General features: G+C 72.4%; 10 protein-coding genes and 1 tRNA gene. 5 read left to right on the top strand and 6 right to left on the bottom strand.

Going from position 1 to position 13295, the window contains the following annotated elements:
* The first annotated feature begins 92 nt into the window (after positions 1–92).
* Entirely contained in the window at positions 93–683 is a 591-nt protein-coding gene (locus ACF059_RS16365) for a hypothetical protein (protein ID WP_392057228.1), read from the top strand.
* A gap of 56 nt (positions 684–739) precedes the next feature.
* On the opposite strand, the gene ACF059_RS16360 is transcribed toward ACF059_RS16365, so the two are convergent.
* The 5 genes from ACF059_RS16360 to ACF059_RS16340 form a co-directional block, all read right to left on the bottom strand.
* On the bottom strand, positions 740–2215 hold the full coding sequence (locus ACF059_RS16360) for a bifunctional phosphatase PAP2/diacylglycerol kinase family protein (protein ID WP_392057225.1): 1476 nt from the start codon (positions 2213–2215) through the stop codon (positions 740–742).
* Between the two features lie 62 nt (positions 2216–2277).
* On the bottom strand, positions 2278–3417 hold the full coding sequence (locus tag ACF059_RS16355; protein WP_392057222.1) for a thioester domain-containing protein: 1140 nt from the start codon (positions 3415–3417) through the stop codon (positions 2278–2280).
* 224 nt (positions 3418–3641) lie between these two features.
* The gene (locus ACF059_RS16350) at positions 3642–4049 is read right to left on the bottom strand and encodes a single-stranded DNA-binding protein (RefSeq protein WP_392057219.1); all 408 of its coding nucleotides are present in this window, start codon (positions 4047–4049) and stop codon (positions 3642–3644) included.
* A 99-nt stretch (positions 4050–4148) separates the two neighbouring features.
* Positions 4149–6005 carry a GTPase gene (locus ACF059_RS16345; protein WP_392057216.1) on the bottom strand — a complete coding sequence of 619 codons (1857 nt, stop codon included), beginning with the start codon at positions 6003–6005 and terminating at the stop codon, positions 4149–4151.
* A gap of 4 nt (positions 6006–6009) precedes the next feature.
* Complete coding sequence (locus ACF059_RS16340; RefSeq protein ID WP_392057214.1) at positions 6010–7656, bottom strand: dynamin family protein; 1647 nt, start codon at positions 7654–7656, stop codon at positions 6010–6012.
* 323 nt (positions 7657–7979) lie between these two features.
* Here ACF059_RS16340 and ACF059_RS16335 point away from each other — a divergent pair.
* The 4 genes from ACF059_RS16335 (at position 7980) to ACF059_RS16320 (ending at position 11601) form a co-directional block, all read left to right on the top strand.
* A tRNA-Arg gene (locus ACF059_RS16335) sits at positions 7980–8052 on the top strand.
* A gap of 889 nt (positions 8053–8941) precedes the next feature.
* On the top strand, positions 8942–9331 hold the full coding sequence (locus ACF059_RS16330) for a hypothetical protein (protein ID WP_392057212.1): 390 nt from the start codon (positions 8942–8944) through the stop codon (positions 9329–9331).
* Between the two features lie 157 nt (positions 9332–9488).
* Positions 9489–11222, top strand: a complete 1734-nt coding sequence (gene ctaD, locus ACF059_RS16325; protein WP_392057209.1) for a cytochrome c oxidase subunit I — start codon at positions 9489–9491, stop codon at positions 11220–11222.
* Positions 11212–11601, top strand: a complete 390-nt coding sequence (locus ACF059_RS16320) for a cytochrome c oxidase subunit 4 (protein ID WP_392057206.1) — start codon at positions 11212–11214, stop codon at positions 11599–11601. The genes ctaD and ACF059_RS16320 overlap by 11 nt, the downstream gene beginning before the upstream one ends.
* Before the next feature lie 22 nt (positions 11602–11623).
* Here ACF059_RS16320 and ACF059_RS16315 read toward each other — a convergent pair whose 3' ends face one another.
* Positions 11624–13234 (bottom strand): cytochrome bc complex cytochrome b subunit, encoded by a 1611-nt coding sequence (locus tag ACF059_RS16315; protein ID WP_392057203.1) that lies wholly within the window; start codon positions 13232–13234, stop codon positions 11624–11626.
* Between the last annotated feature and the right edge of the window lie 61 nt (positions 13235–13295).

Here is a 13295-nt window from a genome sequence, read left to right as displayed (position 1 = left end):
CGCGGCCGGTGCCTCCCGAAATCCGCACGCGGGCGGCGCACCGCGGGGCAGGATGCCGCTGACATGACGGTTTCGGTCGGCCAGGGGGTTCAGTGGGAAGCGCGCTCATCGGATTGGCGGCGGCGGTGGTGGGAGTCACCGGCACGCTCGTCGCGTCCGTCCTGTCGCAGCGCCTCACGGCGCGCGTGCAGGCGGAACAGTTCACCCGGCAGCAACAGGTGGCCGAAACCCAGTGGCTACGGGAGCAGCGGGTGGTCGAGCTGACCCGTCGGCGCGAGGGCTACACGAACGCCAACGCGGCCATCCGCCGCTATCGCACCCACCTCCTGAACTTCCTCTGGACCGTGCACAAGGGCGCGGTGACGGCGGAGGCGAGGGAGACGGTCGAGGAGGCCCGGCGTGATCACCACTCCGTCCTGGCCGAGGCGCAGATGGTGGCGTCCGGGGCGGTCCTGGCCGAGCTGAACGACATGACGAAGTCACTGTCGGAGACCTACCGCCGGATCATGTGCCTGGAGGAGGGCGAGCCCGATCCGGACGGGTCGTTCGACGAGATACGCGGGGACTTCGCCCGGATCTGGGAGCAATGGGAGAGGATGCTCGGCGCGATGAGGGCCGATCTCGGGGTGGAGGACCGCCCGGCCGCGTCGGCCAACTCCACGCCGGCGACTTCTGCGCCCTGACCGCGGGGAGGCGGCCAGGGCGCGGGAGCCAGGAGCCAGGAGTCAGGAGCCCGGAGTCAGCGGGGCCGGTAGACCGTGAGGGCGTCGGGGAGCTCGTCGAGGACCAGGGAGGGCGGGGCCTCGGCGTACTCCCCGTCGTAGGCGAGCGGCGTGCCCGGCGGGATGTCCGCGAGGCGCAGGCTGCGCAGGCGGGTGGCGGTGTGGACCGGCGAGCGGCTCAGGGGGCCGGCGAGGGCGGCGGCCAGCAGGCGGGGTCCGGGCCGGCCGCCGCCGTAGACGAGCCGCAGGTCCAGCAGGCCCTCGCCGAGGCTGTCACGGCGGCGGGGGGTGGGGCCGGTGCCGTGGTAGGTGCCGTTGCCCGCGAAGAGCAGCCATACGCTCCGGGGCCGTCCGGCCAGCCGCAGCCTTACGGGCCGCTCGGCGCGCAGCACCCGCCAGGCCGCCAGCAGCGCGGCCGGGCCGCCGCCGATGCGCGGACCCCAGCGCAGCCGGTGGCCCAGCAGCTCCGGGTACGCACCGATGCTGAAGTTGTTCACGAAGTAGCCGGGCTCTCCCCCGGGCCCCGGGGAGAAGCGGCCCACGCCGATGCGGACGGCGTGCCCGTCGGCCACCGCGCGGCAGGTGTCCTCGGGGCCGAGGAGGCCGAGGTCCATGGCGAAGTGGTTGAGGGTGCCGCCGGGGAACACGGCCAGCGGTACCCCGGCCCGCAGGGCGGCGGTGGCGGCCGCGTTGATCGTGCCGTCGCCGCCGCAGACCCCGAGCACGGTGGCCCGCGAGGCGGCCTCCGCCAGCGCGGGCGCCACCTCGGCGGGCTCGCACTCGATGACCTCGGCCTTGGGGAGCCGGGCGCGCAGGACGTCGAGCCCCGCGATCGCGGCCGACCCCGACCCGGTGTTGACCACGACCGTGAGCCCCGCCCCGTCGGGCAGCGCGGGCGCCCCGCGGGCCGCCCGCTCGTCACCGGGCACCACCCGGGCCTCCTGCACGTCCCGGGCGAGCCGGCGTACGACCAACGCGGCCGCCACCCCCAGCGCCGCGCCGGTGAGCACGTCGGAGGGGTAGTGGACGCCGGTGTAGACCCGGGAGAACGCCACCGAGGCGGCCACCGGGGCGAGCGCGGCGCCCAGCGCCGGGGACTCCAGCGCCAGCCCGGCGGCGAAGGCGAAGGCCGAGGCGGAGTGCCCTGACGGGAAGGAGGTGGTCTGCGGCTGCGTGGCCAGCTGCCGCACCGCGGGCACGCCGTCCAGCAGCGGCCGCGGCCGGCGTACGGACCACTTGCCGACGGTGTTGATGGTGGCGGAGGCCAGCGCCAGCGAGGCCACTGCGCGCACGGCGGCCTTGCGGGCCCGGGCCGATCCGAAGACGGTGATCGCCGCGGCGGCCCCGCCCCACAGCACGCCGTGGTTCGCGGCGCGGCCGAGCCGGGGCAGCACCCGGTCGGCCCCGGGCCAGTGCCGCCGGGCCACCGCGTCGAACAGCCCTCGGTCCCATCGCGCGAGGACGCCGGGCAAGGTCAGTTCTTGATCAGCCATTTCCTGCCCATACCCCGGTCGGCGGATCCGAATCGGGCCCCTCGGCCTTCCGGCCCTACGGCCTACGCCTCGTCCTCACCCTCCAGCGGGCGCTTGCGGAGCAGCAGGACCACCAGGCCGCCCAGGACCACCAGGCCCACCGCCAGGGAGGCGATGACCGGGGTGGCCGCCGAACTGCCGCTGGTCGCCAGGCGCTCCTCCTCCGGGGTGGTCAGCGAGGCGGTCGCGGCCTGCGCGCCGAGTGCCACCGTGCCCGTCCCGGAGGTCGTGCCCGAGGCGGGGGCCGCCTCGGGTGCGGGGGCCGGCGGCCAGGCCGCCGTGGCCGTGGCGGCGGCCGCGGACTCGCTGGAGCCGGCCACGATCTGCGCCTGGGCGGGCACCCCGCTGGTGAAGACCCGCCCGACCGGCACCTTGGTCGCGCCCTGCACGGTGACCGAGGCCGTCCCGTCCGGGGTACCGGGCGGCACCTCGAAGTACAGCCGGGTGCCGTTGACGGCGGTGTCGAGCGGCTGCCCCGCCGCGTCCACCACCCGCACCCCCATCGCGACGGCCGCCGCGTCCGGGATCACCGAGACGCTCCGCGCCCCGGTCCGCACGGTCACCGGGCCGAGCCGGGTGCCGACCGGCCCCGACACGGCGCCGGGGTCCAGCCCCAGCGAGGACGGCGGCTCCGGCAGCTGTCCCGCCTCCCGCTGGAGGTAGTCGGCCAGCTTCTCCGCCGCCGGGTCGGCGGCCTCGACCTTGACGCCGTCCGCGAGCCGCCAGATCGCCACCTGGGTGCCTGCGGCCGCGCTCTGCGCGGTCAGCGCCCCGGCCCCGGCCGCCTTGGCGAGCCCGGCCAGATCGTTCAGCTGCGGGTAGGAGTGCTCCAGGACCCAGCGGATCCGGCCCGCCTCCCGGTTTCCGGCGAGCGGGCTGCCGCTCCAGCCGCTCTCGGTGTACCGGGCCTGCGGCTGGGCGTTGCCCGCCACCCCGACCCCGTACGTCTGGAGCATGCCGCCGCCGTCGACCCGCATCTCGTAGAGCCCGGCGGGGATGGTGCGGACCGAGCCGTCCCCGGCGTGGAGGACCGCCTGCCCGTACGTCTTCAGCCCGTCCAGCACGGCGCTCGCGCCCTCCGGGGACCTGGCCGCCACCGCGTCGGAGTCGGCGGCCGCCGTCGCTCCCGGCGCGGCGGTGAGGGCCGCGGCCAGCAGCGCCACCGCCAGCGGCCGGCGCGCGGAGCTCCGGGCCGCGGCAGGTGGTTCGAGCGCGGGCGCGAGCGCGGATCTCGGCGCCGGAGCAGGACCAGGAGCAGGGACAGGAGCGGAGCCAGGAGCGGATTGAGGAGCGGAGGATGCGGGAACGGCAATCGACACAGTCTTCCCCTTCGGGCCAAAGACCCAGGTGCCCGTGAGTACCGGGGAATCCTATCCGCCTCGAACACTCAGACCACCGCCGCCTTCTGAGTGGCCATCAGCGGTGTGTCGGTCTTCACCACGCGCCGGAACGCGGCCGTCCCGCGGTTCAGGTCGTGCCCGATGGCGGTCGCGTCGATCTCCGCGGAGATCCAGCGCTTGCCCTCGCCGTCGGGCGGGTCCTCCCGCACGCGCAGCCTGCCGTGGACCACGAGCGGTTCACCGACCGATACGGAACCGGCGAGGTTCACCGCGAGCGCCCGGCGCGCCCACACCGTGTAGAAGCTGGTGGTCCCGTCGGTCCAGGCCTCCGTGCGCTTGTCGAAGTACCGCGGTGTCACCGCGAACCGGAACCGCGCCGACGGTCCGTTCACCGTGTCCTTGTAGTCGATCCGCGTGGCCACACACCCCACCAGCGTCACCTGGGTGTCGTTCATCCGGCTCGCCCTCCCCCGTGTTCCGTGCCCGCGCGGACCATCCGTACGAGCTACGAACCATGCTGGGTCAGGCCGCCGGATCCCGCTCGGGCCTGTGGATTACTGGCGGGTTGTGGACAACCTCGTCCCCCCTGCGGCGACCGTGGCGTACTGCTCGCGCACCTCCCGGTAGCGCAGCAGCTCCGCCGCGACCGGCTCCAGGACCCGGGCCCGCCCGCAGCCCGCCGCCGCCTGCCGCAGCCTCCGCTCGGCGTCCTGCCCGTACCGGCGCGCCGGGCCGCGGGCCGCGATCGAGCAGGCCCATTCCACGAGCGGCCCGCCGATGATGCCCGCCACCATCAAGAGCACGGGCGGCAGCAGCTTCGGCTCCAGTACTCCCGCGATCTGCCCGACGAGCCACAGCCCGCCGTAGATCTGGAGCAGGGTCATGGCCGCCTGGCCGAGCACCGCCGCCGGCCACCACGTGGGCCGCGGCGGTTTGACGCTCGGCACCGCGACCGCCGCCCCCAGGGTCACCGCGATCTCGTCCAGCGCCTCCGGAAGCCGTTCCGCGCCGCGCACCGCGGTCTCCCGCACGGCCTGCGCCCACGGTTCGGGCAGGCCGGTGACCGCCTCGTCGGCGACCGCCCGGACGGCCTGTTCCACGCGCTGACGTGCGGTCACCTCCTCTTCGACCGGGGCCGGCTGGGCCGGCGCACCCCGGTTGCCGATGGCCGCCAGGGCGGCCAGGCCCGCCAGGGTGCGGGGCGCGCGCCGGCTCTCGTACCAGCGCCACAGCCGCAGCCACGGCGTCCCGCACGCCTTGCCGGCGTTGCGCCGCCAGGCGCGCTCCGCAGCCAGCCCGGCCGCGAACGCCCCGACCGCCTCGGCGAGCCGGTCCTCGAACTCGGCGCGCGCCGCCTCCCCGATCTCGGGCCCGCGGTGCCCGTCGGCGACGTAGAGCGGCCGCAGGCGTACGGCCGCGCGGTCCACGTCGGCGGAGATCCGGCGGGTCGCGGCGCCCTTCTCCTGGGTGAACTGTGCGAGGAGTTCGCGAAGTTCCCCCACGCCTTCACCCGTAAGAGCGGACAGTCCGAGCACGGTGGCCCCCGGCTCGCCGTGCTCGCCGAGCGCGATCCCGTCCTCGTCGAGGAGCCGGCGCAGGTCGTCCAGTACGAGGTCGGCGGACTCGCCGGGCAGCCGGTCCACCTGGTTCAGCACCACGAAGGTCACCTCCGCGTGCCCGGCCAGCGGCCGCAGGTACCGCTCGTGCAGGACGGCGTCCGCGTACTTCTCCGGGTCCACCACCCACACCACCGCGTCGACCAGCGCCAGGACGCGGTCCACGTGGTCCCGGTGCGCGCCGACGGCCGAGTCCAGGTCGGGCAGGTCGACGAGGACCATGCCGCGCAGCGTCTCCGCCTCCGCGGTCTCGCGGGGGCGGCGCCGCAGCCGCCCGGGGATCTCCAACCGGTCCAGCAGTCCGGCGGCTCCGTCCGACCAGCTGCACGCGATGGGCGCCGCGGTGGTCGGGCGGCGCAGTCCGGTCTCGGAGATCTGCACTCCGGCGAGTGAATTGAAGAGCGTGGACTTGCCGCTTCCGGTGGCGCCGGCGATCGCGACGACCGTGTGCTGCGGGGACAGCCCGCGGCGTGCGGCGGCCTCGTCCAGGACCCGCCCGGCCTCGGCGAGGGTCTTGCCGTCGAGCCGGGTCCGGGACAGCCCGACGAGCTGGCGCAGCGCGTCGAGGCGCAGCCGCAGGGCGTAGCCCTCGGGGCTGAGCGGGGGCGCGGTGGACTTGCCGCCGTCGCTGCCCGCGCCGGAGACGGCCCGGACGAGCGCCTCGTCGCCCTCGTCGCCGTCGTCGGCGGCGTCGGCGTCCTCGTCGCCCGGCTCCCGGCCGGCGACCTGGGGCCGGGATCGTGCGATGAGTCCGTCGTCCCAGCGGTCGTCGGTGCGGTCGGTCAGGGCGGTCACTGCGTCACCTCTCCTTCTGCAGTAGGGACAGCGCGGCAATCAGCTCGGCCTGCGGTTCCGGGGTCACTTCGAGTGCTTCCAGCGGGGCGAGCCGGCGGTCGCGTTCGGCGCGCAGCACCTGGTCGAGGTGGTCGCCGACCAGTTCGGCGCCGCGGTCGCGCAGGCGCAGGGCGGCCTGGGCGCCGATCCGTTCGGCGAGCCGCTCCCCGGCGGGCCGCGCCCGCTTGCCGCCGAGGAGGGCGGCGACGAGCAGGGCCGCGACGCCGTCGGCGTCGGGTGTGGGCTGCTTGTCGAGCCGGGCGACCTCTTCCTCGGCGAGTTCCTCCAGCACGCGCCGCCAGCGCCGTACGGCCATGCCGATGCGTTCCCCGGCCTCCCGGTCGGGCGCGGGCAGCGCCAGCGCGCCCGCGGCCGGCTCCCGCCGCCAGGCTTCGGCGATCCGCTCGTCGGCGGCGGCGACGGCGCACTGCAGGAGCGCGGCCAGGGATTCGGCGAGCGAGTCGAGCAGTTCGTCGGCGCTCGTGTCGAGCGGGTAGCCGCGCCACCGGGTCAGGGCGTCCCCGGCCAGGACGGCGCCGTGGTCGAGGCGGCCGCGCACCCGCTTGCCCTCCCGTTTGTACGCGTCCTCGACGGCCGAGGTCAGCCGTACGGCGGCGGCGTGCTGGGCCGCGACGGCGGAGGCGAGCTCGGGCATCCGGCGCCCGAGGGAGTCCAGCGCGCCGAGCGCGGTCCGCCCGACGGCGTACTGGCGGGCGGCGGGATCCTGCGCGTGGTGGGCGAGCCAGGCGAACAGCGGGGCGACGGCGCTGGCCGGCAGCAGCCCGCCCCCGCCGGCCGATTCGGGCAGCTCCGGGACGGTGAAGCGCGGTACGTCGCCGAGCCCGGCCTTGGTGAGCAGCGCCCCGTACTGCCGCGAGACCTCGGCGAGCACCTGGTGCGGGACCCGGTCGAGGACGGTGACGAGGGTGGCCTTGTACTGCTTGGCGGTGCGCAGCAGGTGCCAGGGGACGGCGTCGGCGTACCGCGAGGCGGTCGTGACCATCACCCAGACGTCGGCGGCGCAGATGAGCTGGGCGGCGAGTGTCCGGTTCTCGACCACGAGGGAGTCGATGTCGGGGGCGTCGAGGATGGCGAGCCCGCGCGGCAGGGTGGAGACGGTCTCGATCCGCATCTCCCGGGTGGAGTGGCCGCCGCCGCGCCGGGTGCGGTCGCCGGCCCGGGTGCGTTCGCGGGCCCGGGAGGCGGGCGCCGGGGGTGCGTCCTCCTCCGCGTGCGGCACCCAGACCCGCATCAGGTCGGGCAGGACCCGCATCCCGGCGAACCAGTGGTGGTCATCCGGATGGCAGACGAGCACCGGCGTGCGCGTGGTCGGGCGCAGCACCCCGGCTTCGCTGACCTGTCGTCCGACGAGGGAGTTGACGAGGGTGGACTTACCGGCCCCGGTGGACCCGCCGACGACGGCGAGCATGGGCGCCTCGGGCGCCTTCAGCCGGGGTACGAGGTAATCGTCGAGCTGCGCGAGCAGCTCGGCTCTGGTTTGACGGGCGCGCGGAGCGCCGGGCAGGGGCAGCGGCAGACGCACGGACGCGACCCGGTCGCGCAGGGCGGACAGGGCATCGAGCAGCTGAGGCCGAACATCCAAGGTCACCACATGCGAAGAATGCCCAATTTAGGACCATTTTTGAAGCTTATAAGTCCTCTGCGCGCCGAGCGCGACTCCAGTGGGACATTCTGGTCACGGCGGACGAGTGGGGCGCAGGCATAACGAGTGCACAACACCAGGGGGCGCCGCGGCGCAAAACCGATGCGAGAATCGCACCTGCCTGCGATTATCGGGACCGCTTCACCGAACCTCCACATCGTGGCCCGCGAGTGAAGCAACCGGGACAAGGCAACCGGAGCCCTATCCTTGACCCGGCACGGACCGCAGTCCCACCCCCACCAGGGGCTCCAGGCCACCACGGCCACCTTCCGGCCCCCGTAGCTCAGTGGATAGAGCAGGTGCCTTCTAAGCACTTGGCCGCAGGTTCGAGTCCTGCCGGGGGCACTCTTCTCCACCACCCCGAGCCCTCCTTCGCGGAGGGCTTTCGTACAGGTCGGCGGCATACCCGCTTCGGACGACTCCTGACGGCCGTCCTTCAGGAAGCCTCCCGAAGTTGCGCCCCGATCAGTCCCCCGACGCGCGGGCGCGCACCCCCGTACCCTTCGAGTACGGCCTCGAGAGCCTTGCTCCAGACGCGCCGGAAGAGCTCCTGCGAGCCGTCCACCGACCCTCCTGGAGTACGGAGGCCGCCGGGCAGAGCCGCCGTGACGCCCACGAACTCGCCCAGGACCGCGACGAGCGCCGGATGGCAGGAACCGGACGGGCATCGGCGACGCCCCGCCCCTTCAAGTGGCAGCTCTCCATGGACCTGGCCGTCGTGCCCACCTCAGGCTCGGCCGCACGCCGAGCACCCGCAGGCCTCCGCCGATAACCCTTAGGGCGACTTCAGCGAGGGAATCGGCACCTTTCCAAAATTCATCGCCAGAAGGGGATCGCGGGATCCAGAATAGACAGGTCACCGCCGGGAGTAATCTTGGCGAGGCTCTGGCCACCCCGGAAGTACTGACGGCCATGGAACTCACCCAAGTCAACCAAGCCGGTAGCTCCCACATACCCGCCGGTTCCACATGCCCTTATAAAACCGAAAACCGGCTATCGCGATGCGGTCATCCATGCAAACGGCGGATGCTATTTCGAGCCGGATCGGGCGGGGGATACGAGCCCCTCCCATATCGCTGAAGCGATTCGAAACAATCCACACTATGATGGCGTCCCCGTTCGTCGCATATCACGCCACACCAGAGCCCGACGGCCGGAGTTGAACGAGGCGGCCGCTGCTCAAAGTGCGCCAACCACACCTGAGATTGCGATGGAGGGTACTGAGAAAATGGGAATGAACATGAAGGTACTAGGTCTCTGCAAAGAGCTTTGGCCGACGAAAGCCGGTGAATCGATGGTGAGCCTCCGGGATCTCGTTCGCGAGTCTGGCGAACCTGACGAGTCGGCTCTGCTTGAATATCTTGACGAGGGCCACGAGATCCTCTCCATCATGGGGTCCGTGAATGATGCTCTGGGATCCGATGAACGAATCCTGGGCGGGGACAACATTCTCACCGATGGGGAATGGGTATGGCGTGGCGACTTGGGGTTTTATGTGGCCACCTACCACGTTTCCCTCCCTGATGAATTCCTTCAGCAGGTGCGCGCCCGCCGCTACGTCATGCCGCAAGCAAGCCGAGATGACCGACTGGCCGTCTACGAGGAAGTCCGTCGCGTCTTGTAGGACGGGGAGGCAGGCGACTACCGGCCATGGAGGGCTTTTTGGTTGGGTGGCGGGGCCGCCGAATGGCCGATGGTCACGGCGCGCCGTTGCTTCGGGGCTCGGGTCAGGCTGTAGGGCAAGGGGTGCAGGCTCGGCGGCGAAGCTCTCTGGAGGACGGATGACGTCGGTGGACCGTTCACCCGAAGGGGCAACGCCCGAAGGGGCAACACCCGAAGGGGCAACGCCAGACGACGCGGCGGCCGATGATGCGGCGTCGCGGGCGGAGGCCTGGCGCGGGAGTGGGCGGCGGGTCGGGCAGGGGGGCGCCGTTCTGAGGTGGCTGTCGACCACCGACCACAAGGTGATCGGCAATCTCTACCTGGTGACGGCCTTCGCCTTCTTCCTCTTCGCCGGCGTGCTGGCCATGCTCATGCGGGCCGAACTCGCCCGCCCCGGCCTGCAGATCGTCTCGAACCAGCAGTACAACGAGATGTTCACCATCCACGCCACGATCATGATGCTGCTGTTCGCGACGCCCACCTTCACCGGTTTCGCCAACGCGATCATGCCGTTGCAGATCGGCGCGCCCGACGTCGCCTTTCCGCGGCTCAACGCCTTCACCTACTGGGTGTACCTCTTCGGGGGCCTGCTGGTCGTCTCGGGATTCCTGACCGCGCACGGGGCGGCCGCCTTCGGGTGGTTCGCCTACGCGCCGCTGAACGGCGCCCGCTACTCCCCCGGTACGGGCCCCGACCTGTGGGCCATGGGGCTGGCGGTCTCCGGTCTGAGCACGATCCTCGGGGCGGTCAACTTCATCACCACCATCGTCTGCCTGCGCGCGCCCGGCATGACCTTGTTCCGCATGCCGATCTTCACGTGGAACGTCCTGTTCACCTCCATCCTGGCGCTCCTGGCCTTCCCGGTGCTCACGGCCTCGCTGCTGGTCCTGGAGGCGGACCGCAGGTTCGGCTCCCACGTCTTCGACCCGGCCAACGGCGGCGCCCTGCTGTGGCAGCACCTGTTCTGGTTCTTCGGGCATCCGGAGGTCTACATCGTCGCCCTCCCGTTCTTCGGCGTGGTGACCGAGATCCTCCCCGTCTTCAGCCGAAAGCCGATGTTCGGCTACGTGGCTCTGATCGGCGCCACGATCGCCATCACCGGCCTGTCCGCGACCGTGTGGGCGCACCACATGTTCGCGACGGGGGCCGTGCTGCTGCCCTTCTTCTCCCTGCTGTCCTTCCTCATCGCCGTGCCGACCGGAGTGAAGTTCTTCAACTGGATCGGAACGATGTGGAAGGGATCGCTCTCCTTCGAGACGCCGATGCTGTGGTCCATCGGCTTCCTCGTCACCTTCCTCCTGGGAGGTCTGACCGGGGTGCTGGTGGCCTCGCCGCCGCTGGACTTCCACCTGACGGACAGCTACTTCGTCGTCGCCCACCTGCACTACGTCCTCTTCGGCACCATCGTCTTCGCCACCTTCGCCGGCTTCTACTTCTGGTGGCCGAAGCTGACCGGACGGATGCTGGACGAACGGCTGGGCGTGCTCCACTTCTGGACCCTGTTCACCGGCTTCCAGACCACCTTCCTGGTCCACCACTGGCTCGGCGAGGCGGGCATGCCGCGCCGCTACGCGGACTACCTGGCGAGCGACGGCTTCACCCTCCTCAACACCATCTCCACCCTCGGGTCCTTCCTGCTGGGCCTTTCCACGCTGTTCTTCGTCTACAACGTCTGGAAGACCCATCGCTACGGCGTACGGGTCACCGTCGACGACCCCTGGGGCTGGGGGCGTTCCCTGGAGTGGGCGACGAGCTGCCCGCCGCCCCGGCACAACTTCCACACGCTGCCCCGGATCCGCTCCGAATCCCCGGCCTTCGACCTGCACCACCCGGAGGTGTCCCGTGAAAGGTGAGGCCTGGCTCTTCACCGGTACGGCCCTGTTCTTCGGGGCGACCACCGTCGTCTACGGCTGGTTCTCGCGCGAGCCGGCGGGCAGCGCCGCCCTCTGCGTCTCCTTCGTCATGGCGAGCCTGGTCGCCGCGTTCCTCTGGCGCCAGTACCGGCGGGGCGGCGCGCGGCCGGAGGACCGCGAGGGGGCCGAGGTCCGGGAGGCGGGCGGCCGTACGGCCTTCTTCCCCGCCCGCAGCTACTTTCCCGTCCTGGCGGCCGTGGGCACCGCGCTGATCGGCCTGGGGGTGGTCCAGGGCCTGTGGCTGTGCCTCATCGGCTTCGGCGTCCTGCTGCCGGGCGTCCTCGGCTTCGCCTTCCAGAACCTCGGCCACGAGGAGTAGCCAGGGGTCAGGCAGGAGTGGGTCAGTCGTTCGCTCTCGCGGGTGGCCTCGGGTGGTCCGGGCCCGCCGTGGTCTCGGCGATCTTCCGGCGCTGCTCGGCGGTCGTGGGGTAGGGGACGCTGTCCCGGTAGTACCAGCGGCTGAGGGCCGACCGCGCCTTGTGCAGCAGCGCCCCCAGCCGGCCCCCGCCCGCGCCCCCGTGGGGCGCCAGCGGCCGGGGCCGTTCCCGGGCGAGGACCGCGTACCGCTCGCCGGGCGTGAGGGCCCGGTGCTGTGGCCGGAAGCCGCCCTCGACTCCCTGGACCACCAGCCCGGAGGCCTCGCCGTCGGTCAACAGGCGGCGCTCGCGCTCCTGGAGGCCCAGGCACAGCCGCCTGGTCAGCCAGAAGACGGCCACCGGGACGGCGACGACCGCGACGCGCAGCGTCCAGGTCAGCGCCGGCAGGGCCACGTCGAAGACGAAGGCGAGGACGTCCTGGGCCCCGGCGAGCAGGAGCACGGCGTAGCAGGACAGGGCCGCCGTGCCCAGGGCGGTGCGGACGGGCCGGTCACGCGGGCGGTCGCACAGGTGGCGTTCCCCCGTCGCACCGGTGATCCAGCGTTCGAAGAAGGGATAGGCGTACAGGACGGCGAAGAGCAGGCCGGGCAGCACCACGGCCGTCAGCAGGGGGTTCCACATGACGGTGTGCCCCCACAGCCGGGTCTCCACGCCGGGCATCAGGCGCAGCGCCCCTTCGAGGAATCCGACGTACCAGTCGGGCTGGGCGCCGGTGGAGACCACGTCGGCGCGGTAGGGGCCGTAGCTCCAGATGGGGTTGATCTGCGCCAGCGCTCCGAGGGCGGCGAGCAGCCCGAACACCATGAGGAACAGGCCGCCGGACTTGGCGACGTACTGCGGGTGGAAGGGCAGGCCCACGACGTTGCGGCCGGTCCTGCCGGGTCCCGGCCACTGGGTGTGCTTCAGGGCGAAGACGAGCAGGACGTGCACGGTGATCAGGCCCAGCAGCAGGCCGGGGACCAGCAGGATGTGCACGGGGTAGAGCCGGGACACGATGTCGTCCCCGGGGTATTCACCGCCGAAGGCGAAGAAGCTCAGGTACGTGCCGACGAGCGGGACCGACAGCATGATCCCCTGGGCGATCCGCAGCCCGGTGCCCGACAGCAGGTCGTCGGGGAGCGAGTAGCCCGCGAAGCCCTCCAGGAGGGACAGCAGGAAGAGGGTGACGCCCAGCAGCCAGTTGACCTCCCGGGGGCGGCGGAAGGCGCCGGTGAGGAACACCCGCAGCATGTGCGCCCCGATGGAGGACAGGAAGAGCAGCGCCGCCCAGTGGTGGAGCTGACGGATCAGCAGCCCGCCCCGTACGTCGAAGCTGATCTCCAGGGTGGAGAGGTAGGCCTGCGACATGGGCACGCCGCGCAGTGGGGCGTACGAGCCCTGGTACGCGCTCTCGCGCATGGACGGGTCGAAGAAGAAGGCGAGGAACACCCCGGTCAGCAGCAGGACGACGAAGCTGTAGAGCGCCAGTTCGCCCAGGAGGAAGGACCAGTGGTCGGGGAAGACCTTGCGGACGAGCGACCGGGCCACTTCCGAGAGCGGGAGCCGTGCGTCCAGGGCCTCGGCGCCCCGGACCACCGCGCCGCGCGTCCCTCTTCCCGGTTCCTCCGGCCGCTTCCCCGGTCCCTCCGACCGCTTC

This window comes from Streptomyces sp. NPDC016562 (assembly GCF_043076955.1).
Lineage (GTDB): Bacteria > Actinomycetota > Actinomycetes > Streptomycetales > Streptomycetaceae > Streptomyces.
This window is presented reverse-complemented; position numbering and strand designations above follow the sequence as displayed.

Bases quoted from the DNA above. Each gene is read 5' to 3' on its own strand.
- ACF059_RS16360 (WP_392057225.1), bottom strand. From the start codon at position 2,215: ATGGCTGATCAAGAACTGACCTTGCCCGGCGTCCTCGCGCGATGGGAC.
- ACF059_RS16350 (WP_392057219.1), bottom strand. From the start codon at position 4,049: ATGAACGACACCCAGGTGACGCTGGTGGGGTGTGTGGCCACGCGGATC.
- ACF059_RS16330 (WP_392057212.1), top strand. From the start codon at position 8,942: ATGAACATGAAGGTACTAGGTCTCTGCAAAGAGCTTTGGCCGACGAAA.
- ctaD (WP_392057209.1), top strand. From the start codon at position 9,489: ATGACGTCGGTGGACCGTTCACCCGAAGGGGCAACGCCCGAAGGGGCA.